The sequence below is a fragment of the Embleya sp. NPDC020886 genome, from assembly GCF_044333915.1.
In the GTDB taxonomy this organism is placed as follows: Bacteria; Actinomycetota; Actinomycetes; order Streptomycetales; family Streptomycetaceae; genus Embleya.
Genome location: NZ_JBIRRX010000002.1, coordinates 281,390 through 304,551 on the forward strand (window position 1 = coordinate 281,390; position 23,162 = coordinate 304,551).

Here is a 23,162-nt window from a genome sequence, read left to right on the forward strand (position 1 = left end):
GCCGTTCGTAGGGCACTTGAGCACAAGGTAAAGAGTTCGCAAAGAACCTTTGGTCTCCTCTGCCTCAGCCGTCACTCGCGCCTCTAGGGTCCGGTCACCCGGCCCGTTTCCCACCGGTCGCCGTGACCCGACGGTTGGTGGGAGCAGGCGTCGGGTTTCTGCCGAAACTGCTCGACGTCGTGGGCGCAAAACGGCACCACAGCACCCTGATCGGCGTCGCTTCGCGTCCGGAACCATCTTCCGGGCGGAGGGGAGACCATCTTGAGTCGAGCGATACCCGGGCGCGGCGGTACACCGCCGCGAGCCATCCGGCGATTGCGTGGCCCGATGACGCTACTGTCCGTTTCGCTCCTCGCGGTCACGGGACTGACCGCGGCACCGGGCATCACGTCGTCCGCAGCCGCCGCGCGTGTGGACACCACCAAAGCCGTATGGAATCCCGGCCCCGAGGATCAATACTTCAACCCCGTCGAGGCCGAGATCGGTCCCGACGGCCGCGTCGATGCGGCAGCGACCGCCGCCGACAAGGCCCGCAAGGCCAAGGCGGGCGGCGGCAGCAAGGAACGCGAGGGCAACCCTCGCGCCGCATCGCAACTGCGGCTTCTGGAGGCCGAAGCCCAGCGCACGGGCAAGAGCCCGGAGCAACTCAAGGCGGAAAAGGCCGGCTTGGCGCCAGGTGCCAAGCAGGATGCCAAACTGTTGACGGTTCTCGTCGAGTTCAACGAGAAAGCCAACGACGATTTCTCCGGCTTCAACCGCAGGGCGAGCGTCACCGACGCCTCCTGCGTGGTGGAACCGCCGGGCACGATCAAGAACGGCCCACTGCACAACGAGATTCCGGACCCGGCACTCACCGGGAACGACAACAACACGCCGTGGGTCAAGGACTTCAGCCCGGAACACTTCAACAAGATGCTCTACACCAAGCAGGGCATCACCGAACGCATGCGTCCGGACCTGACCGGTCCCGACGGCAAGCCGGGCATCGACGTCTCCGGCTACACGATGAAGAACATGTACGAGGAGATGTCGGGCGGCAAGTACACCGTGTCCGGCACCGCCACCCCGTGGATCAAGGTGCCGCACTCCGAGGCGTGGTACGGCGCCGGCCGCTGCGGCAAGCGTGAGCAGGACATGGGCGGCCACCCGAACAACCCGGGCGGCGCGGAGACGCTCGCCACCGACGCGGTGAACGAACTCGCGCGCAGTCAGCCCAACTTCCCGTGGGCCGACTACGACAAGGAGGACACCGGCGACGCGGACGGCGACGGCAACACGCAGGAGCCGGACGGCGTGGTGGACCACCTGGTCCTGGTGCACTCGGGCAAGGACAAGTCCACCGGCGGCGGCGCCGAGGGCTCGTACGCCATCTGGGCGCACTCCAGCGCCGTGGCGGGCGGCTACACGGTCCCCGGGACCCAACTGAAGGTTTCCAACTACATCGTGCAGCCGGAGGACTCCGGCGTGGGCGTGTTCGCCCACGAATACGGCCACGACCTCGGTCTGCCGGACCTGTACGACAACTTCAGCAGCACTCCCGGCGGTGCCTCGGACGTCAACTTCTGGGACCTGATGGCGAACGGATCGCACTCCGGTCCGCTGTTCCAGTCGATGCCCGCGCACATGAGCGCGTGGTCCAAGTACACGCTGGGCTGGTTGACGCCGGAGATCCTGAAGGTGGGCGACCGGCCCGCACTGGCCACGCTGGGACAGGCGGCCAAGACCCCCAGGGGCACCAAGCAGGCCGTCCGGGTGAACCTGCCGGACCAGGTGACCAGGTTCAGCACGCCGCACAGCGGCGCCAAGGCGTGGTACTCCAGCAACGACCAGGACTGGGCCGACGTCAAGTTGGCCCGCGACATCGCCGTTCCGGCGGGCTCCGACGTGAAGTTCCAGTGGTGGACCGATTACGCCCTGGAGGAGGACTGGGACTTCGGCTTCGTCGAGGTGTCCACCGACGGTGGCACCACCTGGACGCAACTGGAGGTTCGCAACGAGGCCGGCGCGCTCGTGTCGACCCCGCCGGACTACCCGGACCCGAACGGGAACCTGCGACGGTTCCGCAAGAGCACCGGGTTGACCGGCAGCAGCAACGGTTGGCGCCACGACCAGGTGAACCTGACGCCGTACGCCGGGCAGAACATCAAGTTGCGGCTCGGCGTCGACACGGACGCGGCGACGCAGGAGAAGGGCTGGGTCGCGGACGACTTCGCGCTCACCAACGGCACGACCACGGTGTGGTCGGACGACGTCGAGGGGGCCGACGACAACGGCTGGACCGCGCAGGGCGGTTCGGTCGGCGCGGGCACCAAGGGTGCCGGCTGGGTCAAGTCCGACGGAACGTTCAGCCGCGAGCGGTACTACCTGCTCGAGTGGCGCAACATGTCCGGCTTCGACCAGGGCCTGAAGTACACCTACACGTTCGGCGAGAGCGGCAAGCGTGAGAAGCTCGCGTACAACGCGCCGGGTCTGCTGGTGTGGCTGCGGGACACCTCGTACCCGAACAACGGTGTGCTCGACAACATCGACAAGTCCCCGTCGTGGGGCGCCAAGGGCGAGTTGCTCCTGGTCGACGCGAACCCGAACCCCTACCGGTTCCCGGACGCGCCGTCCAACTCGGCCGCCAACCTCGAACCCCGAGTGCAGTCGGCGAACGCGGCGTTCAGCTTCAAGGACACCGCCGGGTTCCGGGCCTGCCGTCGGGCGGGCGACCACTGCGCGACCTTCGCCAAGCAGGAGCCGGTGCGGTTCTTCTCCGACTCGCTCGGCTACGCGCCGGGTGCGGAGGCCAACGCGACCGGCTTCGGCGCCAAGGACGTCACCGGCTCGACGGTGATCCCGGCGCGGGCCCCGTACTCGACCCGGGTGACCAAGACGGACGGTTCGCCGGACTACGCGAACTACGGCAAGCCGTTCTTCTCCTCGGTGCTCGGTTCCGGAAACCCCGGCTGGGACAAGGCGTACGGCGTGACGGTGTTCCCGGTCTACCCGCTGTCGGGTGACAAGGGCGCCGTCGTGTGGATCGTGCCCGCGCGCAAGTAACCGCGCAGGCGCGGTAGTTCCGCCGGCACGGTCGCCGCGCCGGCACGGACGCGAGGACGGGTGCGACATCGGCCCCCACGACCCGGTCGTGGGGGCCGACGCACGCCTGGATCCACCGCGGGCGCACGTGCGGCAGTCGGTCAGGAAGCCTCGGGCGTGCTCGACGGGTGGCGGCGCAGGAACGTCTCGACGAGGCGGTCGGTGAAGGCGTGGTCGACCGGGTCGGCGGTCACCAGGACGCGGTAGTAGAGCGGGCCCACGAGCTGGTCGGTCTCGGTCGCGATGTCGAGGTCGGCGGGCAACCGGCCGCTGTGCACCGCGCGTTCGAGCGACAGGTGGTCGCGGCGACGTTGTGGGTCGAGCCAGCGGGCGCGGAAGTCGACGGCGAAGGCCGGATCGTGCTGGGCCTGGGCGATCAGCGCCCGGAAGACGGCGCCGGAGTCGGACTCGGCGAGGAAGTGCGCCAGTCGCCGCAGGTAGTCCCGCAGATCGTGGGCGAGGTCCCCGGAGTCGGGCGGGGTCAGGTCCTCGGCGGCGTCCTGGAGGAAGGCGTCCAGCAGGACGTCGGTCTTGGTGCTCCACCAACGGTAGATGGTCTGCTTGGCCACGCCGGCCCGGCCGGCGATGCCCTCCATCGTGACGCCGGCGAAGCCCTTCTCGGCGAGCAGGTCGTCGGCCGCCTCCAACACCGCCAGCCGGGCCTGTTCGCTGCGGCCGTGCCGGTTGCCGTGGTGTTGTCGTGCGGATCCGCCGGCGCCGTCCACCTCGACGTCTCGTGTCCCGGATGCCATGTCGCCTGCCCCTGTCGTCTCGTCTGCCACGGGGGAGGGTATTGCATCTTGATTCAACGCAACGTTGCGTCTACTCTAGAATCCATGACATACACCAACACGCTTGCCGACCCCCGAGTACGGGCGACCCTCGACCGAATGTTCGAGCAGGCCGAACGGGACGACGAGGTCGCCGCGCGCCTGGCCGCGGAAGTGCCCGGCGGATTCGGGCGGTTGTCGCCCCGGGAGCACGCCGACGCCGCGGCGGAGATCTACATGCCGATCTCCGCCGACGGCGGGGCCCTGCTCTACAACCTGGTCCGCGCCGTCCGCCCGAACACGGTGGTCGAATTCGGCATGTCCTTCGGCATCTCCACGCTGTACCTGGCCGCGGCCGTCCGCGACAACGGCACCGGCCGGGTGGTGACCACCGAACTCAGCAAGGACAAGATCGCCGCGGCGCGCCGCACCTTCGTCGAGACCGGTCTGGACGATGTGATCACCGTGCTGGAGGGAGACGCCCTGGAGACCCTCGGCGAGCTGACCGTGCCCGCCGACTTCGTGCTGCTGGACGGCTGGAAGGACCTGTGCCTGCCGGTCCTGCGACTGCTCGAACCGCAGCTCTGCCGCGGCACCCTCGTCGTGGCCGACGACATCGTCCTGGAGGGTCTTCGGCCCTACCTGGACTACGTCCGCGATCCGGAGAACGGCTATCACAACGTGAGCTTCCCGATCGAGGACGGCATGGAGATCAGCGTGCGCCTGTGAGCGAGGCGACCGCCGGCCGGTATCGGATCAGGCGGGCAGGGCGTCGACGGTGGGGACGACGACGCCGAACAGGTCGGTGATGGTGGTCAGTGCGGCGGCCTGGAGGCTCGCGGCGGGCAACACCGTGCCGTCGGGGGCGGCGAGCGCGCGAGTGGCGGTGGCCTCGGCGACGACGGTGGGGCGGTAGCCGAGATTGAAGGCGCCCTGGGCCGTGTAGTTGACGCACATGTGGGTCATGAAGCCGGCGATGATCAGATCCTTGTTGCTGCCCGGCGCGGCGCCCAGGTCGGTCAGGACGCGCACCAACTCGGTGCGGTGGAACGAGTCGGGGAACTCCTTGACCACGACCGATTCGCCCTCCACCGGGGCGACTTCGTCGCTGATGGCGCCGATGTGGGCGCGAATGTCGTACGGCGTGTTCGCGCCGCCGTCGTTGAGCACGTGCACCACCGGGGTGCCTGCGGCGCGGGCACGGGCCAACAGCCGGGCGCCGGCGGCGAGGGCCTGCTCGGCGCCGTCCAGGGCCATCACGCCGGTGCGGTAGGTGTTCTGGAAGTCGACCATGATCAGCACCGAGTCGGCCTGCCCGGGCGGCTCGTTGTCCAGGCCGATGACATCGCGCAGGGTCGTGGAGGGCTGGTTCGTGCTCATGAGTGAGTGCCTTTCGTCGGGGTTGTGGGCAGGGCGGAGTCGTCCGTCCTGCCCGGAAATCGGCAGCGGATCGCGGTGGGTCGGCCGGGTCAGTCGATCCGGGTTCGAAAGCGTCGGCGGTAGGCGGCCGGGGTGATCGCCAGTTGCCGCCGGAACGCCCGGTGCAGGGTCTCCGCCGAGCCGAGCCCGGCGGCGCCGGCGACCCGGTCGAGCGGGTCGTCGGTGGTCTCCAGGAGGCGTCGGGCCACCTCGACCCGGGCGGCTTCGACGTAGGCCGCCGGACCGACGCCGGTCTCCTGCTTGAAGACGCGGGCGAACTGCCGTTCGCTCAGGCACATCCGGGCGGCCAGCACCTCCGCGGACAGGTCCCGGTCCAGGTGGTCGGCGATCCACAGCCGCAACTCGTCGATGTCCCGGCGGCCGGTGGCGGGCCGACTCAGGGGTACGGAGAACTGGCTCTGCCCGCCCTGCCGCTTGAGGTACATCACCAACTGTCGGGCCACCGCGAGGGCCACCTCCTCGCCCCGGTCCTCCGCCACCAGCGCGAGCGAGAGATCCAGGCAGGCGCTGATCCCGGCGCCGGTCCACAACCGGCCGCAGTCGGTGCGCAGGAAGATCGGGTCCGGGTCGACGGTGACGGCCGGATGCTCGGCGGCGAGTTGGGCCGACGTCGACCAGTGCGTGGTCGCCGTCCGCCCGTCCAGCAGGCCCGCCGCCGCCAGCACGTGCGCGCCGACACAGACCGACGCCACCCGCCGGGCGTGTCCGGCGGTCTCCTTGACCCAGGCCACGACATCGGGATCGACCAGGGCCACCGGACCGTCGTCGGTGTTCTCCACCGCGCCCGGGACCAGCAGCGTGTCCACGTCGTCGCCGACCTCGTCGAAGGCCAGGTCGGCCAGCAGCCGCACCCCCGCCGACGTGCGTACCGCGCCGGCGGCCGGCCCGGCGAGGCGGACCCGGTATTCGGCGCGGCCCTCGGTCTCCAGGTTGGCCAGCGCGAAGACCTCGGCCGGGCCGGTGACGTCGAGGAGATCGACATCGGGGAAGACCGCGATGACGACCCGGTGGGGAAGGGGCATGAGCCAATCCTCACCGCCGCCACCGATGACCGCAATGACGCCCTCCTGTCACATTCGGACATCGTGGCGGGCGGCCGAGCGAGCCGGTGACGGGGCACGCGGCCCCTCAGTCGAACTCGTTCGGGTCTCCCGTCCGGATCAGGTCCGCCAACAGGTCGTCGTCGTGGAAGGCGTCGCGCAGGATCGCGCCGAGCGCACGCAGGGCGTCGGGGTCGGTGCCGTAGGCGACGAACATGCTTCCCTCGGGGTCGTACCGGAACCGGTCGGCCAATTCGGGCGCACGATTGCGCACCACCGAGCGGGCCACCCCCTCCCAGCCGTAGCCGTGGGAGCACTGCCCGTTGCGCTCGAAGACCGCCATCACGCGCGGGTCGGCGAGGTCGCTCAGCAGCAGACTGTAGGAACCCGGGGTGTGGTCGGACTCGAAAAACATCAGTGGAGCGTACGTCACTCGATCGGTCATGCCCGGACCATAGAGGGTCACCACGACAGGGACCGGGCATGGGTCGGCCGCGGCAGTGGCAGGGCGGTGGCGGGGCGCGCTCAGTCCAGGGGCCCCGTCGGCGGGGGGCGGAGCGGCAGGCCGCCGGTGCCGATCAGGGCGCGGTCTGCCAAGGGCGCGTCGAGGGTGATCGCAACGGTGCGCGAGGCCGCCATCAGGGGGCATCCGACCCGCCGGCCGTCGCGGTCGACCGTCGGCCCGGGTTTGCGAATGGCGACCACCGCCACGGCGACGACCCGGTCGCGCTGGACCACCACCGCCCGGTAGTCGCTGCCGCACGGACCCGGCCCGTCCGGCGCACCGCCGAACCCGACGGTCACCGTGCGGCCGTCCGCGCCCACGGTCGCGGTGTCCGGACTGTCGAGCGGGTGGCCGGGGGTCGGCCACGGGTCGTCGGTGACCGCGGGGCCGATCACCCGGACCGAGGTGTCCGCGAACGCGAGCTCCCACGCCGGGACGGTTGCGGGGCCCTCGGTGGTCTGCACGGTTCGGGTCGTCGCGGACACGGAAGTGACGGTCAGCCGGGGCGCTTCCGCCGTTCCGCACCGGGACCTCGGCTCGGCCGGCAGGGACCTGCCGTAGCCCTGGAGCGGAGCCGTGGCCGGGCGGCGCTGGACGACCCCGTCCACCCAGCGCACCTCGCCGTCCGGCGGAGTCGGCGGCAACACCCCGGACGCGGGCGGCGCGAAGCAGCCGTCGCCGAGCGAGACCTTGAAGGCGTGGTTGTTCGGCTCCCAGTCGCCGAGCTGGACGGGCAGGCCGCCGCGGACCAGCAACGGGCGCGGTTTGTCCGCCGCACGATCGGCCTCCCAGCGGTCGGCGGCCGCTTCCGCGTCCCGCTGCGCCCGCGCGCCGGCCTCGGCCGATTCGTCGCCGGTCTGCCCCGGAGGGCGCCCGGCGGAGACGTCGCCGTCCCGTTCCGCACCGCACCCGGCCACGGCGGTGGCGAACAGCGCGATCACGAGAGTGCGGACAAGTCGTGGTGCGGGAACGGACACGGGTCCACCTCCCCAACGCCGCGCTCCCTGCGCGGCGCCGGTGTGACGCAGCACCCGCCGGCCCGGTTCCGCCGCACGGGCCGGACGGTGGACGGCGGCGCCGCGGCGCCCACCCCGGGGTGAACCGCCGCACAGCGGACATCGCCATCGGAGACACCCCGAAGGGCCATCGGGCGTGTGCCTATTGTTGTCCCCGCGTACGAAAAAGGAACGCATCGGTTCCGTCCCACAGAGGTGACCCACACGTGACGACGCACTCCCGCAGGAGCCTGGGCCGCGTACTCGAGGACTTCGGCCCCACCCTCCTCGACCTGATCCACGGCGACCCGGACACCGTGGAGGAGATCGGCGGGGTGGTCATCCACGATCCGCACGACGAACCGCAATACCCTCCGCACGCCGTGGTCCTGGGCCCCGCCGTGCACGGCGCCGCCGAGATCACCGGCCTGCTGGACACGCTCGGCACACACCGGGTCGCCGCGCTCATCGTCCGGGGACCGGTCGAACCCGACCCCGAGGTCGCCACCGCCGCCGCACGTGCGGGGGTGGCGCTGCTGGCGCTGACCCGAGGTGCGTCCTGGGCCCAACTCGCGGCGTTGTTGCGCACGTTGCTCACCGAAGGCGACATCGGCGAGGCCGGCACCCAGACCCTGGGCGGCATCCCCTCGGGAGACCTGTTCGCGCTCGCCAACGCGGTGGCCACCCTCCTGGACGCACCGGTCACCATCGAGGACCGCCGCTCCCACGTCCTCGCCTTCTCCGGCCGACAGGACGAGGCCGACCCCTCCCGCGTGGCCACCATCCTCGCCCGTCGAGTGCCCGAGGAATACCTGCGCATCATGGCCGCCCGCGGCGTCTTCAAGGAGCTGTACCGCAGCCGGGAACCGGTGTTCTTCGCCCCGGCCACCCTCGACGAGGGCGAACTCGGCCTCTTCCGGGTGGCGATCGTCATCCGGGCGGGCGACGAGATCCTCGGTTCGATCTGGGCCGCCGTGCGCGAGCCGCTCAGCCCCGAACGCGCCGCGGCGTTCCGCGAGGCCGCCGAACTCGCGGCCCTGCACCTGCTGCGCCACCGCGCCGGCGCCGACTTCGAGCACCGACTGCGCGCCGACCTGGTCACCACCGTGCTGGGCGGCGGCCCCGGGGCGGTCGACGCCCTGGATCGCCTGGGCCTGGTCCACGAGCCCACGGTGGTCCTGGCCCTGGGCCTGGCCCCCGGGGCGGGCGTGGACCACGCGCAACTGACCGCCGAACGGCAGCGGCTGGCCGGCGCCCTGGCGATCCACCTCAACGCCGTGCAACCGCGCTCCGCCGTCGCCCTCCTGGGCGACGTCGCCTACGCCGTCCTGCCCGCACCGGGCGAGCCGGTCGACGGCCGCGAGCGCACCGTGCAGATCGCCACGAACTTCCTGGAGCGCACCGGCGATCGGGTGAAGGCGCTGATCGGCATCGGCTCGATCGCCAAGGAACCCGACGCGCTGCGCCGCTCCCGCACCAACGCGGACCGTGCCCTGCGGGTGCTCGCCGGCGGACACGTGCCCCGGCGGGTCGCCTCGATAGCCGACGTCTACATCGACGCCCTGCTCCTGGAGGTACGCGACCTCGCCGTGGCCAACGGCGACGAACTCGTCGGCCCGCTCGCCCGACTCGTCGCCTACGACGCCAAACACAACACCAGCCTGGTCGACACGCTGCGGTCGTGGCTGGACGCCTTCGGCGACGTGACCTCCGCGTCGGCGAGCATGTTCGTGCACCCCAACACCTTCCGCTACCGGATGCGTCGGATGACCGAGGTCGGCCGGATCGACCTGCAGGATCCGGCGGCGCGTTTCGCCGTCCAGCTGCAACTGCGCCTGATGAGCCCGCGGCCGGGCGGCGACCCGGCCCGCGAGACCGGCGATCCGGCGCCGGCCGCGGGCCGGGTCGAGGGGTAGGCGGCCGGGGTCCGGCGCGTCGTTCAGGCGGTGGATCGGGTGATGGTGACCTTGAGGTGTTTCATGATCGGCTGATCGCTCTGGGTGCTGTAGTCGCCGATCGCGCACAGCACGTTCATCTCGGGCATGTAGCCGGCCGCGCAGCCGCGCGGGATGTCGTAGGGGACGGCCAGATAGCCGTACAGGGTGCGGGTGCCGCCGTCCCGGGCGGTGCTGGTGATGTCGACCGGGTCGAACTCGCGGACGCCGCGCTCGTGCATGTCGTCCCGGTGCATGAAGACCAGGGTGCGCAGGTTCGTGATGCCGCGGTAGCGGTCGTTGTCGGAGTAGATCGTGGTGTTCCACTGGTCGTGCGAACGCATGGTGCCCAGGGCCAGGGTGCCGGGGGCGGGGACGACGTCCGGCAGTGCGGCGGTGGAGAACTCCGCACGGCCGGACGGGGTCAGGAAGACGAGTTCGCGGGCGGGCTGCTTGATCCGGAACCCGAGCGGCAGGCGCACCCGGCGGTTGAAGTCCTCGAAGCCGTCCAGGGCTCGGGCCATGGTGTCGCGGATGCGGTCGTAGTCCTCGACGTACCACTCCCAGCGGGTCTCGCTGCCGGGCAGCGCGGCGCGGGCGATGCCGGCGATGATGGCGGGCTCGGAGAGCAGCTGGGGTGAGGCGGGCTTCTTCATGCCGACGGACAGGTGGACCATGCTCATCGAGTCCTCGACCGAGGTGCTCTGCACGCCGCCGCGTTGCGCGTCCTTCTCGGTGCGGCCCAGGCACGGCAGGATCAGCGCCCGGCGGCCGTGCACGAGGTGGCTGCGGTTGAGTTTGGTGCTGACGTGCACGGTGAGTGCGCAGGCGCGCAGGCCGGCGTGGGTGTACGGGGTGTCGGGGGCGGCGAGGGCGAAGTTGCCGCCCATGCCGACGAACACCTCGATCCGGCCGAGCCGCATCGCCTCGATCGTGGCCACCGTGTCCAGGCCGGGCTCGCGGGGCGGCGTGATCCGACAGGCGTCGGCGAGACGGTCCAGGAAGGCGTCGGTGGGGCGGTGGTCGATGCCGCACGTGCGATTGCCCTGGACGTTGCTGTGGCCGCGCACCGGGCAGGGCCCGGCGCCCTCGCGTCCCAGGTTTCCGCGCAACAGCAGCAGGTTGACGATCTCGCGGACCGTGTCGACGCCGTGCTCGTGCTGGGTGATGCCCAGGCACCAACTGAAGATGCTGCGATCGGCCTCGCGGTACACCCGGGCCGCCCGGCGGATCCGGGCCCGATCGAGTCCGCTCTGGCGCTCGATCTCGTCCCACGACGTGCGTTCGCACAACGCGCGGTACTCCTCGAACCCCGACGTGTGCCGGTCGAGGAATTCCCGATCCAGCGCCTTGGGGTCGGTGGGGGCCTGTTCGAGGATGGTCTTGGCCATGCCGCGCAGCAGGGCCATGTCGCCGCCGATCCGCGGTTGCAGGTTCAGGCTGCTGGTCCTCGTCGACTTGAACAGGGCCATGTCGACGAACTCGTGGGGCACGATGGTGCGGGTGGCGGCGGCCTCGACGAGCGGGTTGACGTGTACGATCCGGGCGCCGCGGCGATGGGCCTCGGCGAGCGCGGTGAGCATCCGCGGTGCGTTGGAGGCGGCGTTGACGCCCAGGATGAACAGCGCGTCCGTGCTCTCCCAGTCCTTGAGGTCCACGGTGCCCTTGCCGGTGCCCAGCGCCGCCCTCAGGGCTCGGCCACTGGCCTCGTGGCACATGTTGGAGCAGTCGGGCAGGTTGTTCGTACCGAGTTCGCGGGCCATCAACTGGTAGAGGAAGGTGGCCTCGTTGCCGAGCCGGCCGGAGGTGTAGAAGGCGGCCCGATTCGGGTCGTCCAGCTCGCGCAGGGCACGGCCGACCAGCTCGAAGGCGTCCTTCCAGGCGATCGGGACGTAGTGGTCCGACTCGGGGTCGTACACCATCGGCTCGGTCAGCCGGCCCTGGTTCTCCAGCGCGAAGTCGCTCCAGCCCGCCAGTTCGGTCACCGTGTGCGCGGCGAAGAACTCGCGGCCGACCCGCTTGCGGGTCATCTCCCACGTGACGTGCTTGATGCCGTTCTCGCAGATGTCCAGGTGCAGGCCCTTGGTGTCGTCCGGCCAGGCGCACCCGGGGCAGTCGAAGCCGCCGTTCTCGTGGTTCATCCGCATGATCGCCCGCGATCCGTCGACCACGGCACGCTCACCCAGCAGGAGACGGGTCACACTCCTGGCGGCACCCCACCCCGCGGCGGGGTGTCGGTAGGGCCGAAACCGCGGGGGCTCCTTCGGCGTGGGACCCACGTCCGGTTCGGCCCGGTCCTGCTGCGGGTCCTCGGAGGCGTTCACGACCGTCACCTTCCGCCGTCGGGCGCGCCGACACGCGGCGACCATGTCGAGGCCGCGGGGCAACCGACCTCCACCGCCGAGTCTCGATCACGGATGGAGGATCGGCTACCGCTGACGGCCGCCCGGGGCGATGGCCGGGCGAGCCCCGACGACGCGGGGCGATCCGGGTCAGTAGGCGCGGGCGACCACGGCGATGTTGCCCGGCTGGTCGTCGCGGTCGGGAACGGAGCCGTCCGCGGCGATCAGGCACCGGACGGACACGCCCTGCTCGGCGAGCCGCGCCTCGCCCTCCGGGCCGAGGTCGGCCCACGGGATGCGGGCCCAGCCGGTGCCCGCCGCCTCCGCAGCCTCCTCGATCGTGCGCACCTCGACCTCGCGGCCGATGCGGCGCTCGCGGGCCTGGGCCAGCAGCAGGGCCTGGTCCTCCACCAGCGCCGCGGGCACGAGTTCGGCCAGTCCCGCGATCGCCACCGGCTCCTTGCCGCCGGCGATCCGACGGATCAGCACGGCGGTACCGGCGGCCAGATCGCGAGGCCCGACGTCGATCCGGATCGGCACGCCCTTGAGCTCCCAGTCGATCGCGCGCCGCCCGAACGGCGTGTCCGTACGGTCGTCGACGTGGACCCGGACACCGGCCGCCGTCAGCCGGTCGCCGATCGCGCGCACCTCCGCCACGACCGCGTCGTCGCCCTTCACCGCGACGACCACCACCTGGATGGGCGCCAGACGCGGCGGCACCCGCAGGCCGTCGTCGTCCCCGTGCATCATCACCAGCGCGCCGATCATCCGGGTGGTGGAGCCCCACGAGGTCTGCCAGACGTACTCCTGGCGGCCGTCCTTGGCGAGATAGCGCGTCTCGAAGGCCCTGGCGAAGTTCTGGCCCAGCTCGTGACTGGTGCCCAACTGGAGGGCCTTGCCGTCGCCCATCATGCCTTCGAGGGTGAGCGTGTTGATCGCGCCGGCGAAGCGTTCCCGGACCGTCTTGCGCCCCGGGACCACGTCCATCGCCAGGACGTTCTCCATGAAGTCGGCGTAGACGTCGCGGTGGATGCGCGCGGCGTAGGCCCGGGCGTCCTCGCGGGTGGCGTGTGCGGTGTGGCCTTCCTGCCACAGGAACTCCGTGGTGCGCAGGAACACCCGCGGACGCAACTCCCAACGCACCACGTTGGCCCACTGGTTGATCAGCAGGGGCAGGTCGCGATAGCTCTGCACCCACTTGGCGAAGTATTCGTTGACGATCGTCTCGGAGGTGGGTCGGATGACGACCGGCTCGTCCAGTCCCTTGCCGCCGCCGTGCGTGACCACGGCGAGTTCGGGGGCGAAACCCTCGACGTGCTCGGCTTCCCTGGTCAGGTAGGACTGCGGGATCAGGAGCGGGAAGTACGCGTTCGCCGCGCCCGCCGCCTTGATCCGGGCGTCCATCTCCTGCTGCATGTGCTCCCACAGGCTGTACCCGTACGGTCGGATGACCATGGTGCCGCGCACCGGACCGTTGTCGGCCAGTTCGGCCTTGGCGACCACGTCTTGGTACCAGCGGGGGAAGTCGTCCGCCCGGGGGGTGAGCACAGGAGCCTTTGACATGCAGCGGATGCTAGGACGCGGGTCGGGCCGCGCGCCAATCGATATTGCCCGTCGCGGCCGGTCCGCGAGCGGGCTCGTCTTCGCGGCGTGCGGCCCGAAACCCGCAGGTCGCGGGCCGCACGTCGGTGTCGGTTCAGCGGGGGTTCCGCTCCGGGGTCGGGGCGAGCGGGCCGAGGCTTCCGGGGTAGAGGTACTCGTCCTGCGGGACGGTGGTGCCGTGTGCCCAGGCGTCGAAGAAGCCGGTGAGGTCCGGTCGGCCGGAGACCTTCTTCGCGAGTGCCTCGAACTGCGGCCAGGAGGCGTTGCCGTAGCGGTGCTCCTGTTGCCACTGCCGGAGCGTGCCGAAGAAGGCGTCGTCCCCGACGGTCCGCCGCAGCGCGTGCATCATCATCGACCCCTTGAAGTACAGGGCCGAGTGCAACTCCTTTCCCTGGCCCGGGTCGTAGAGCCGCACGCTCCAGAAGTCGGGGTCCTGCCGGCTCTGTTCGAGCATGGCCGGATAGAAGCCGGTGTCCAGGTCGGCACCGCCCTTCTCGTCCCACAGTTGGTTGGCGTACTGGGCGACGCACTCGGCCAGACAACCGTCCCGCCAGTCGGTGAACGAGACGTTGTTGCCGAACCACTGATGGGTGTACTCGTGCACCAGCCCGGAGTCGAACACCGCCCCGACGTAGGTCGGTCGGCTCTGCGTCTCGATCGCGGCGCCGCCGTCGGGCGCGGCGGGATCGCCGTTGACGGCGAGCAGGCCGGCCGAGGAGAACGGATACGGGCCGAACCTGCTCGCCAGGAAGTCGATGATCTCCGGCAACAGCGCCTCGGTGCCGGGATCGATCGCGATGCCGGGGCTGTACGCGTTGATCACCGGGGTGCCGTCGGCCAGTTGCGAGGTGCGCACGGTGAACCTGTCGATGGCGATGGTGCTCAGATACGTGGCGAGCGGCCGATCCTCGTACCAGCGGTAGGACTTCCAACCCTGGCCGGCGGAAGTGGTGGGTCCGGGGCGGCCGTTGCCGATCACCGTCCAGGTGTCGGGGACCGTCGCGGTGAGCCGGAAGGTCGCCTTGTCGGACGGGTGGTCGTTGGCCGGGTACCACGCGGTGGCGGAGTGCGGCTCGCCGGTCACGTTCGCCGCGCCGCCGGGGAGCCGATGCCAGCTCTTGCCGACGGGTGTGCCGGAGTAGCGGACCCGGACGGCGAACCTCGCGCCCTTGGCGATCCGGCGGGCCGGGGTGATCACCAACTCGTGGGCGCCGCTGCGGGAGAAGCTCTTCGCGGGGACGCCGTCGACGGTGACCGAGCCGACCTCGAAGCCCTCCAGGTCCAGATCGAACCGGTCCAGCCGGCCGGTGGCCCTGGCGGTCACCGTGGTGTCCCCGCTCAGGTGGTCGGGGCGAGCCGGGTCGTAGACCACCCGGACGTCGTAGTCGGCGACGTCGTAGCCGGAGTTCCCGTCCTCGGGAAAGTACGGGTCTCCCACCCCGGATCCGCCGGCTCCGGTGCCGGCGGCCGAGGAGGGCGCCGCGGTCAGCAGCATGGTGCCTGCCAGCAGGCCCACCAGCGCGGGATGGTGGCGCCCTCTCGTGGTGCTGTTCGTGCTGCGCATGTGTCGTGTTCCTGCCCGTCCTGGTAGCGGTGGCCGCGGTCGGTGCTCAGCGGGTGGCGAGTTGCCAGGTCACGCCCAGAACGGCGTTCGCGCTGATGGTCTCGGTCCCGGGATCCACGTTGTCGATGCGATCGCAGGCCTCGTGGTAGCAGTCGCCGATGCCGCTGCCGAAGCCGGACACCGGGATCCCGGCCGCGTTGAAGGACACGTGGTCCGAGCCGCCGATGCCGATGTCGAAGGTGGGCAGGCCCCTGGCCGCGAAGAAGGCTTCGAACGCCTCGGTGGCCCGGGGTTCGTCATGGATGACGAGCCACTGCCGGACGTCCTTGCCGCCGGTCATGTCGAAGTTGAGGTAGACGTCGATCTTCCTGCGTTCGGCGGCCGACAGTTCGCTCACGTAGTGCCTGGAGCCGATCAGACCCGGCTCCTCCGCGCCCCACCAGGCGAAGCGCACATGGCGCCGAGGCACGACGCCCGAGCGCGACAGCGCGACGGCGGAGGCGAGGGTGGCGGCCGAGCCGGAGCCGTTGTCGTTCATGCCGGGGCCGGTCGGGACGCTGTCGAGATGGGCGCCGACGAGCACGACGTGGTCGGGGTCGCCGCCGGGCCAATCCGCGACGAGGTTGTAGCCGAGCACGCCGTCGTACCTGAACGGCTGCACGTCGGTGCGGAACCCCGCCCGGTCCAGCACCCCCTTCACATAGGCCAGCGACTGCCGGAAGCCCTTGGTGCCGTGGGCCCGGTTGCCCCCGTTGCGGTCCGCGATCGCCTGCAGGGCCCGCAGGTGCGGCATGACCTGCTCCGTGCCCACGACGGGCACCTGTGGTGGCCTCGGCGCCGCCGGCTCGGCCTGCGCCGCGGCGGGCAGGGCGACCAGGGTCACACACAGGCCGACCGCTGCGGCCGTGCGCCGAATCCGACCGGATATCTCCATGCGGGACTCTCTCCTTGAGGGAAGAGGTGGGATGGTCCGGCGAGCAGCCGGAACCCCACAATCCCGTGGAGATGTCAAGGAGTTGTCAGGAACCCGTGGTCGCCCGGTAGGGGACGACCCCGCGGTATCGCACGAGCGTTCCGCCTGCACCGAGCCCTCGATCGAGAACCGTCGGGCGTGCCCCGGGGGCACGTGTCCGCGCCCCGCGCCCGGTGGCCAACCTCTCCGCTGGGGGCGGACGAATTCGGGTGCGGGGGATGGCCTACGCTGCGCTTTCATGTCGATCTTCAAGCGGTTTCGTCGGCCCGGGCGAGACGAACCCTCCGCCGGTCCGGCCTTTGTCGAGGACACCGCGATGCTGGACCTGGAGGTGGCCGCCGCCCGCGACTTCGTCGTGCGGACCGGGCGGTTCGAGCCCGCGACACAACTGCTCGAACAGATCGGGTCGAACTGGGATCGACGCTCGCTCTGCGTGCAGACCCTCGCCGGGAGCGTGCTGACGAATCCCGCGTGGTTCGTGGCCTGGAAGCAGGCACAACCGGACTCGGCCGACCGGCTCGTGGTCGAGGCGCAGGTCGCGGTGGACGCGGCCTGGGAGGCGCGCGGCAGCGGGTGGGCGCGGGACACCAGTGCCGAGGCGTTCGCCGAGTTCGAGCGCATCCTCGAACACGCGGAGCGGGCCTGCCTGATCGCGTGCGAGGCCGCCCCGCAGGACCCGACACCGTGGATCACCCGGCTGTGGGTGACCATCGGTCGAGGCGCCCCGCAGGAGGTGTTCGAGGCCCGCTGGACCGAACTGCTGGCCCGGGATCCGCACAGCCGGTTCGGTCACAACTCCGCCCTCCAATACCTGGCGGCCAAGTGGTACGGCTCGCACGAACGCATGTACGCCTTCGCCCGGGAGGCAGCGGCCGCGGCGCCGACCGGATCGCCGCTGGCACTGTTGGTGCTGCAGGCGCACGTCGAGTACCAACTGCGGGAGAACGACCGGGACTCCGACTTCGACATCGACGCGTTCTGGTTGCACCCCGAGCGGCAGGCCGACCTGGACGCGGCTCTCGCGGCCTACCCCGAGGACGGCGCCGGCCGCAATCCCACCTGGTTGCACGACCTCAGCATCCTGACCTACGCGTTGGCGATGTCGGACCGTTGGATCGACCTCGCGGTGCAATTCGCCGGCGCCAACAACAGCGTCTACCGATATCCCTGGAGCTACAGCCGGAGCTTCCTCGATACCGCGTTCCGCAACGCGCAGGAAGCCCTGGCGCCCTACCGCGACTGAGTCGGCGCCGGGATGCGTTCGAGGATGCCGCCGGCGAAGACGTCGTACAGCGGTAGCGACGTCAGGTGCACGTAGCCGATGTGGCAGTCGCAGATCGCCTTGGGGCACGGTGGTGTCGGGGCGAGCGCGGTACGGAACGAGCCGTCGTAGAGGTTGCCCAGCACCTCCGGTACGAAGTGGCATCGGCGTACCGTGCCTTCGCCGTCGACGGAGACCACCGTGTCGCCCGTGCGGCACGGTACGCCCCGGGACGGGTGCGGGTGCCGACTGAAGCCGAAGTGCGGGTCCAGCGCGGCCCATTGGGCCGCCGCCGAGTCGGTGTAGGTGTGCCCCTCGGCGGCGTTGACCCACAGGTATACGTCGGCGGGCAGTTCGTCGCGCAGGCGCCGTGCGGCGGGCAGGTGTTCGGGCAGTCCGACGACACCGACGCTGAGCCGCACGCCGCGTGCGTGCAGGTCGCGGCACCGGTCCAGGAACCGCGGGTAGGGGACCTGGTCGGGGTGGTAGGTGGCCCACAGGGCCAGGCGGGTCGGGTCCGCGGCCTCGGTCCACCGCGGGTGCGCGCTCAGGTTGGTCTGGATGGCCACGCGCTCGACGTGCGGGAGTCGGCTCAACTCGGCGAGCGTACGGCGATACCAACTGCGCACCAGACCTTCGCCCCACGGGGTGAACAGCAGCGACACGCGCTCCGGCGTGTGCGCCACCCAATCCGCGAAGCGGGCCAACGCCGCACGGTCGGCCCGCAGTTGCTCGGGTGTGTCGCGGCGCTTGGCGAACGGACAGTAGCCGCAGTCGTAGTCGCACGAGGCCAGCGGACCCCGATACAGGATCGTCAACGGGTCGGCGGACGCGCGGGGTTCGACCAGGTTCAGGGCCGTGCCGACGGGAGGCCGGGTCACCGCGGGTGGTATCCGCGCATCAGGGCGGCGGTCTCCGGCGAGAACAACGCGGGGCCGATCGCGTCGGACCAGGCCAGGCCCTCCTCGGTCAGGCGCACCCCGCTCGCGGAGACGGTCAACAGACCGGCCTCGGCCGCCGGCGTCAGCTCGGCCGCGAAGTCGGCGGCGGCGTCGGTCCCGAAGGCCGCCCGGTAGTCGGCCGCGGCCAGCCCGTCGGCCTGGAGCAGCGAGGTGAGCAGGAACCGCCTGCGGCGCTCGCCGGCATCGAGGCGACAGCCGACCCGGGCACGGGTGAAGGCGTCCCGATCGAGCGTCACGTAGTCGTCGATGATCGCCCGCACCTCGCCGATGCCGACCGCGTAGTCGAACGAGTAGTGCAGGTCGCCGGTGTACGAACGGGCGCCGCAGCCGAGGCCGATCATGCCGTCCCGCTGGCAACTGTAGTCGGATTCGGAGCCGACGTCGGCGTCGCGCGGCGCGTCCGCGCGGCGGAACATGCGCATCGAGACCTGCTCGTAGCCGGCCTCGCGCAGATGGTCGCGGCCCGCGCGGTAGAGGGCGAGGCGGTCGATGTCCCAGTCCGCACGCGTGACGGCGCGGCGGCCGAGGCCGGTGAGCGGGCGCACGTACAACGGGTAGAGGTATACTTCCTCCGGCCGCCACGCGAGTGCCGCGTCGATCGAGGCCAGCCAACCCGCCCGGGTCTGGCCGTCGATGCCGTAGATGAGGTCGATGTTGAGGATCGGCACCGCGGTGTCGCGGATCGCCGCGAGCGCGGCCTCGACGTCGGCCCGACGCTGCGGGCGCCCCACCGCGCGGGCCTCGGCGTCGTCGAAGGACTGCACGCCGATGCTGACCCGGGTCGTCCCGCGCGCGGCCAGCACCTTCAGCCGCTCCGGGGTCGCCGTCGCCGGGGACGTCTCGACGGACAGCGGGATCGCGTCGAGGTCCGCCCCCATCACGTCCGCGGCGATGTCGAACAGCCGCTCCAGCTCGGGCGCGTCGAGATGGGTGGGGGTGCCGCCACCCACCGCCGCGACCGCGAAACGCGCGTCGGGTATCGCCTCGCGCACGGCGCGCGCCTGGCGTTCGAGCGCGTCCAGGTAGCGCCCGACCAGTTCCGCCGGCGCACCCGTGCGGGTGAACAGGTTGCAGAAACCGCAGCGCATCTCACAGAACGGTATGTGCAGGTAGAGGAACAGCGCGGACAGGTCCCGGCCCCGCCACACATCGGTGAGCGCGGGCTCCGGATCCAGCGGGCGGTACGCGGTCTTGTGCGGATACGAGTAGACGTATCCCGTGTACGGCGACCCGAGCAGCTCTGCCGCCGACGACGAACGCGCGGACGAGGGATCGGTGGTGCCGGGCGACCCCATGGGCGGATGACCTCCGACGACGTGACTGGGTGGTGCGCGAGGCACTCGGATGCCCCGACCCTATGCACGCCGACCGACAGGGCCGCCGGCCGGGTGCCCGGGGGCGAACGCGCGGCCCGCGCGCCGCCCTCGACGCCGCCGCCCGAGACGGAGGCGGTCCGGGCCCGGACGCGCGAGCCGCGTGTCCCCGAGGTCCGCGCGTGCCGCCGGGCGAGTCGCCCGTGCCGTCACCAGTCGCCCGGGTACAGCGTGAACTGCGCGTACGGCACCGTCCACACCACCTCGTGCCCGATGCGGTGCCCGATGTAGCCGTCCTCGCCGTACGCGGTGCCGTGGTCGGACGTCACGATCGCGAAGCACGGGCGACGGCTGCTCATCGCCCGGAAGAGCCGGCCCAGATGCCGGTCCACGTATTCCAGCGCAGCCGCGTGCGTCTCGCGCGAATCGCCGTCGGCGGCCGTCGCGCCGGGCCGGTGGAACCAGTTCGGCTGATGCAGCGCCGCCACGTTGACCAGGAGGAAGAGCCGCTGCTCCGGTTCCAGGGCGGCGACCACCCGCTCCGCGCAGGCGACCTGGGACTCGAACGACGTGGGCGAGGTGACGCCCAGTTCGGGGGCCCAGTGGCTTTCCGCGAACAGGCCGGGCAGTACCGAGCCGAGCGCGCCCTGCTTGTTGAAGAAGCCCACGCCGCCGATGCAGGCGGTGTGATAGCCCGCCCGCGCCAGCCCGGTGGGCAGGTCGGGCTCGTCGAACACCCACGTGCGCGGCGCGGTGGACTCGCTGCCGCCGAAGCGCGCCGCGAACAGCCGCGGATGCGGCCCGGGCGCCCGCGGAGTGGGCAGGAAACCGGCGAGGAACGCGGTGTGCGCGGCGTAGGTGAAGCTGCCCGGGGTGTGCCGGGCCTCCCAGCGCCCCTCGGGCAACACCCGCGCCAGATGGGGCAGCCGACCGGCCGCCGCGAGTTCCGCGGCCACGTCGTAGCGCAACGTGTCGAGGGTGACCATGAGCAGGTCGTGCCGGCCGACGACCTCGTTCATGTCGGGGTCGCGCCCGTCGTCGCGGGAGTGCGCGGCAGTGGGTGTGGTCAGGTCGGACACGGCAGTTGTTCCCCGTCTGGTGTTTCCCGTCCGGCCGCAGCCGACGTCTCCAGTGGGCGCCATCCCGCCATCAGCGCCCGGACCTGTTCCCCCCACGTGTCCCGACCCCGGTGCAGTACGCCCGGCAGCAGATCGCCGAACGCGTTGACCTCGCCGACCGCGTGCCGGCGCCGGTCGACCGCGAACAGCAGATCGACGCCGACGTGCAGGGTACGGGGAAAACATCCGGCCGCGCGAACACACGTCGCCAGCGCCTCGTCCCACGCGACGGACCCCACCGCCCGGCGCACCGCGTCGACGTCGACCCGGGCGTTGCCGAGGTGCAGATTGGTCATCGGGGTACGGCTGCCGCGCGCGACGACGTGTGTCGCGCGGCCCGCGACCACCAGGACCCGCAGGTCGACGGCGAGCCCGTCCAGGGTGAGCTTCGGCAACCACGTCTCGACGTGCACGCCGTCCGCACACAGCGCGTCGACCAGGGCGGCGACGTCCGCCTCGGCGCGATACGCGCGCACCCGCAACGAGTTGAACAGCGCGAGGTCGGATCCGGTGCGGACCAGTTCGACGGAGGTGGTGGCCTGTACGCGTGCCCCCGAGGTCTCCAGGGCCAGCACACCGGACGCGGACGAGCCGTGGGCGGGCTTGACGAAGACGCGCGGGCGGCGGCTGCTCCGCATCAACTCGCGCAGCTCGGCGTAGGAACGCACCGCGACGCCGCGCCCGTCGGCGGCGAGCCCGGGGGGCACCGCGACGCCCGCGGCGCGCAGCCGTTCGTGCGCGCGCGGCTTGTCGAACATGACCGCGATGTCGTCGGGGTCGTTGACGAGCCACGCGCCGGGGGTCGCGGCGACGGCACTTCGCACCCGCCGCAGCCCACGACGAAACGCGGCGTGGCGTGCCGCGCCGCCCTCCACCCGATGCGGGTCCGCCGGCCCGCCGAGCAGTGCGTGCACGGCGGCATCCTCGCCGGGGGAGTCGATCCGCACCGGTCCGGCGGCGTAGCCGGGTTCGGCGCCGCGCAATACGTCCTGCCAGGCGACCACCCGCGGCGCGGGCAATCCGGCGGCGCGCACCGCGGCGTCGAAGCCCACCAGGCGGCGGTGGCCGGGGTTGCCGACGACGGTGATCGGGCTCTCGGGTGCGCCCGCACTCACTCGGCGACCTCCACATAGCGGTAGCCGCGGATACCCCGGCCGGATTCGCGGCGGGAGATCTCCACCGCGACGCCGGACGCCCGCAGCGAGTCGCGCAGGCGTTCGGCGACCGGGTCGTCCAGGAAGTGGTGATCGATCGTCAGCTTGCGCAGATGGCCGAGCGGTTGGCCCTGCAGGAGGGCCTCGCCGCCCTCGTTGCCCAGGGTGCCCATCGACAGGTCCAGGGATTCCAGCCGGGCCGTCACGGCGGCGCTCGCGAGTGCGGCGGCGATCTCGTCCTGGATCTCGCTGTTCATCAGGCCCAGATGCCGCAGCCCGGGCACGCGGGTCCCGGAGAGCAACTCGGCCAGGTCGTCGACGGTGGTGTCGCCGTCGTAGTCGCGGACGCCGAGCCACAGTTCGAGCGATTCCAACGCCGGAAGGTCGCTCAGGCCGACGGCACGCACGATCCGGGCGGACAGGCCGCCGCTCTCGAACCGGAGGCGGCGCAGGTGTTCGTGTCGTACCGGGGGCGGCACGGGGGCGGCGGCCGCGGTGGGGTCCTGGAGGGCGTTCTCGCTGCCGCGGATCACCAACTCCTCCAGCGACGGGAAGGCTTCGAGCACTTCGGTCCACGGGCCGATGCCGATCCAGGAGATCTCCGCTTCCTCCTGGACCGCGTCGCCGAGGAAGAGACGGCGCAGCGCCGGGAAGCGGTCGGCGTCCCGGATCAGCCGTTCGATCAGCGGATTGGGTTGGGACAGGTCCACATCCCAGGCGCCGACGATCAGGGCGGTGACCCGGGTGGTGTCCACGTTGGCCACGAAGTGGTCGTAGAGGTCCGTGAGTTCGGGGTCGTCCTCCCAGTGGCGCCGACGCAGCCGCCAGGCGACGGCGTCGGCGGGGTGGTCGTCGGGGGCGCTCCCGTACGGCGGGGTGGGTGCGCCGCGCGTGCCCTGCTCGGGTTGTTTCCCGGGGACGGCCGAGACCTCCTCCGACTCCGGCGGTCGCAGGTCGGCGACCGGCAGGCCGCCGAAGTTCTCCAGGTAGTGGTAGATGGCCATGCTGGTCGGTCACCTGCGTAGGTCGGGTCCCGCAGGCACGGTCAGGGGTGCTGCCGAGGGCGGGCGCGGGCGGATCGGTGGGCGTACCGGTCCTGACTACCAGA

18 protein-coding genes are annotated in these 23,162 nt (G+C 71.5%); 4 read left to right on the forward strand and 14 right to left on the reverse strand.

All coding sequences use genetic code 11. The features are described 5' to 3' along the window. The first annotated feature begins 327 nt into the window (after positions 1 to 327). Positions 328 to 3,042, forward strand: a complete 2,715-nt coding sequence (locus ACH4U8_RS08105; protein WP_395776163.1) for an immune inhibitor A domain-containing protein — start codon at positions 328 to 330, stop codon at positions 3,040 to 3,042. A gap of 140 nt (positions 3,043 to 3,182) precedes the next feature. Here the strand turns inward: ACH4U8_RS08105 and ACH4U8_RS08110 are convergent, their stop codons facing one another. After that, positions 3,183 to 3,833, reverse strand: coding sequence for a TetR/AcrR family transcriptional regulator (locus ACH4U8_RS08110; RefSeq protein WP_395776164.1), 651 nt, complete (start codon positions 3,831 to 3,833; stop codon positions 3,183 to 3,185). A gap of 84 nt (positions 3,834 to 3,917) precedes the next feature. Here ACH4U8_RS08110 and ACH4U8_RS08115 point away from each other — a divergent pair, with 84 nt between their 5' ends. Then, positions 3,918 to 4,580 (forward strand): class I SAM-dependent methyltransferase, encoded by a 663-nt coding sequence (locus ACH4U8_RS08115; protein WP_360311422.1) that lies wholly within the window; start codon positions 3,918 to 3,920, stop codon positions 4,578 to 4,580. Positions 4,581 to 4,607: 27 nt separating this feature from the next. On the opposite strand, the gene ACH4U8_RS08120 is transcribed toward ACH4U8_RS08115, so the two are convergent. The 4 genes from ACH4U8_RS08120 to ACH4U8_RS08135 all read right to left on the reverse strand — a co-directional run bounded on the left by ACH4U8_RS08120 (position 4,608) and on the right by ACH4U8_RS08135 (position 7,813). After that, positions 4,608 to 5,231: an isochorismatase family protein gene (locus ACH4U8_RS08120; protein WP_395776167.1), complete on the reverse strand. Its 624-nt coding sequence runs from the start codon at positions 5,229 to 5,231 to the stop codon at positions 4,608 to 4,610. Positions 5,232 to 5,320: 89 nt separating this feature from the next. Beyond that, positions 5,321 to 6,313 carry a GlxA family transcriptional regulator gene (locus tag ACH4U8_RS08125; protein ID WP_360311418.1) on the reverse strand — a complete coding sequence of 331 codons (993 nt, stop codon included), beginning with the start codon at positions 6,311 to 6,313 and terminating at the stop codon, positions 5,321 to 5,323. Positions 6,314 to 6,419: 106 nt separating this feature from the next. Continuing rightward, positions 6,420 to 6,746, reverse strand: a complete 327-nt coding sequence (locus ACH4U8_RS08130; protein ID WP_379988806.1) for an immunity 51 family protein — start codon at positions 6,744 to 6,746, stop codon at positions 6,420 to 6,422. A 110-nt stretch (positions 6,747 to 6,856) separates the two neighbouring features. Beyond that, positions 6,857 to 7,813, reverse strand: a complete 957-nt coding sequence (locus ACH4U8_RS08135; RefSeq protein WP_395776169.1) for a hypothetical protein — start codon at positions 7,811 to 7,813, stop codon at positions 6,857 to 6,859. A gap of 245 nt (positions 7,814 to 8,058) precedes the next feature. Here ACH4U8_RS08135 and ACH4U8_RS08140 point away from each other — a divergent pair, with 245 nt between their 5' ends. Beyond that, the gene (locus ACH4U8_RS08140; RefSeq protein WP_360311412.1) at positions 8,059 to 9,747 is read left to right on the forward strand and encodes a helix-turn-helix domain-containing protein; all 1,689 of its coding nucleotides are present in this window, start codon (positions 8,059 to 8,061) and stop codon (positions 9,745 to 9,747) included. A 23-nt stretch (positions 9,748 to 9,770) separates the two neighbouring features. Here the strand turns inward: ACH4U8_RS08140 and ACH4U8_RS08145 are convergent, their stop codons facing one another. The 4 genes from ACH4U8_RS08145 to ACH4U8_RS08160 all read right to left on the reverse strand — a co-directional run bounded on the left by ACH4U8_RS08145 (position 9,771) and on the right by ACH4U8_RS08160 (position 16,207). Then, the gene (locus tag ACH4U8_RS08145) at positions 9,771 to 12,089 is read right to left on the reverse strand and encodes an FdhF/YdeP family oxidoreductase (protein ID WP_395776171.1); all 2,319 of its coding nucleotides are present in this window, start codon (positions 12,087 to 12,089) and stop codon (positions 9,771 to 9,773) included. Positions 12,090 to 12,257: 168 nt separating this feature from the next. Beyond that, complete coding sequence (gene proS, locus ACH4U8_RS08150; protein WP_395776173.1) at positions 12,258 to 13,670, reverse strand: proline--tRNA ligase; 1,413 nt, start codon at positions 13,668 to 13,670, stop codon at positions 12,258 to 12,260. Between the two features lie 133 nt (positions 13,671 to 13,803). After that, on the reverse strand, positions 13,804 to 15,273 hold the full coding sequence (locus ACH4U8_RS08155) for a M1 family metallopeptidase (RefSeq protein WP_395776175.1): 1,470 nt from the start codon (positions 15,271 to 15,273) through the stop codon (positions 13,804 to 13,806). Between the two features lie 46 nt (positions 15,274 to 15,319). Beyond that, positions 15,320 to 16,207 (reverse strand): M20/M25/M40 family metallo-hydrolase, encoded by an 888-nt coding sequence (locus tag ACH4U8_RS08160; RefSeq protein WP_395776177.1) that lies wholly within the window; start codon positions 16,205 to 16,207, stop codon positions 15,320 to 15,322. Positions 16,208 to 16,484: 277 nt separating this feature from the next. Between ACH4U8_RS08160 and ACH4U8_RS08165 the strand changes: the two genes are divergently transcribed. Next, entirely contained in the window at positions 16,485 to 17,489 is a 1,005-nt protein-coding gene (locus ACH4U8_RS08165) for a DUF4034 domain-containing protein (RefSeq protein ID WP_379988801.1), read from the forward strand. Here ACH4U8_RS08165 and ACH4U8_RS08170 read toward each other — a convergent pair. From ACH4U8_RS08170 to ACH4U8_RS08190, 5 genes are all read right to left on the reverse strand, one after another. Beyond that, positions 17,477 to 18,355, reverse strand: a complete 879-nt coding sequence (locus ACH4U8_RS08170) for an STM4011 family radical SAM protein (RefSeq protein ID WP_395776983.1) — start codon at positions 18,353 to 18,355, stop codon at positions 17,477 to 17,479. The two genes, ACH4U8_RS08165 and ACH4U8_RS08170, sit on opposite strands and share 13 nt — an antisense overlap. Positions 18,356 to 18,384: 29 nt before the next feature. Further along, entirely contained in the window at positions 18,385 to 19,764 is a 1,380-nt protein-coding gene (locus ACH4U8_RS08175; protein WP_395776179.1) for an STM4012 family radical SAM protein, read from the reverse strand. 227 nt (positions 19,765 to 19,991) lie between these two features. Then, positions 19,992 to 20,801 (reverse strand): STM4013/SEN3800 family hydrolase, encoded by an 810-nt coding sequence (locus tag ACH4U8_RS08180; protein WP_360311600.1) that lies wholly within the window; start codon positions 20,799 to 20,801, stop codon positions 19,992 to 19,994. Between the two features lie 47 nt (positions 20,802 to 20,848). Beyond that, positions 20,849 to 22,015, reverse strand: a complete 1,167-nt coding sequence (locus ACH4U8_RS08185) for an STM4014 family protein (RefSeq protein ID WP_395776181.1) — start codon at positions 22,013 to 22,015, stop codon at positions 20,849 to 20,851. Next, positions 22,012 to 23,058: an STM4015 family protein gene (locus ACH4U8_RS08190; RefSeq protein WP_395776183.1), complete on the reverse strand. Its 1,047-nt coding sequence runs from the start codon at positions 23,056 to 23,058 to the stop codon at positions 22,012 to 22,014. Before ACH4U8_RS08190 ends, ACH4U8_RS08185 begins: the two co-directional genes overlap by 4 nt. Positions 23,059 to 23,162 lie beyond the last annotated feature (104 nt).

What these genes read in the sequence shown, in the direction of transcription:
- proS (WP_395776173.1), bottom strand. Translation starts at nt 13,670, where the DNA reads ATGTCAAAGGCTCCTGTGCTCACCCCCCGGGCGGACGACTTCCCCCGC.
- ACH4U8_RS08175 (WP_395776179.1), bottom strand. Translation starts at nt 19,764, where the DNA reads ATGGGGTCGCCCGGCACCACCGATCCCTCGTCCGCGCGTTCGTCGTCG.
- ACH4U8_RS08130 (WP_379988806.1), bottom strand. Translation starts at nt 6,746, where the DNA reads ATGTTTTTCGAGTCCGACCACACCCCGGGTTCCTACAGTCTGCTGCTG.
- ACH4U8_RS08115 (WP_360311422.1), top strand. Translation starts at nt 3,918, where the DNA reads ATGACATACACCAACACGCTTGCCGACCCCCGAGTACGGGCGACCCTC.
- ACH4U8_RS08180 (WP_360311600.1), bottom strand. Translation starts at nt 20,801, where the DNA reads ATGAACGAGGTCGTCGGCCGGCACGACCTGCTCATGGTCACCCTCGAC.
- ACH4U8_RS08155 (WP_395776175.1), bottom strand. Translation starts at nt 15,273, where the DNA reads ATGCGCAGCACGAACAGCACCACGAGAGGGCGCCACCATCCCGCGCTG.
- ACH4U8_RS08110 (WP_395776164.1), bottom strand. Translation starts at nt 3,833, where the DNA reads ATGGCATCCGGGACACGAGACGTCGAGGTGGACGGCGCCGGCGGATCC.
- ACH4U8_RS08120 (WP_395776167.1), bottom strand. Translation starts at nt 5,231, where the DNA reads ATGAGCACGAACCAGCCCTCCACGACCCTGCGCGATGTCATCGGCCTG.
- ACH4U8_RS08160 (WP_395776177.1), bottom strand. Translation starts at nt 16,207, where the DNA reads ATGGAGATATCCGGTCGGATTCGGCGCACGGCCGCAGCGGTCGGCCTG.
- ACH4U8_RS08190 (WP_395776183.1), bottom strand. Translation starts at nt 23,058, where the DNA reads ATGGCCATCTACCACTACCTGGAGAACTTCGGCGGCCTGCCGGTCGCC.
- ACH4U8_RS08165 (WP_379988801.1), top strand. Translation starts at nt 16,485, where the DNA reads ATGTCGATCTTCAAGCGGTTTCGTCGGCCCGGGCGAGACGAACCCTCC.
- ACH4U8_RS08105 (WP_395776163.1), top strand. Translation starts at nt 328, where the DNA reads ATGACGCTACTGTCCGTTTCGCTCCTCGCGGTCACGGGACTGACCGCG.
- ACH4U8_RS08125 (WP_360311418.1), bottom strand. Translation starts at nt 6,313, where the DNA reads ATGCCCCTTCCCCACCGGGTCGTCATCGCGGTCTTCCCCGATGTCGAT.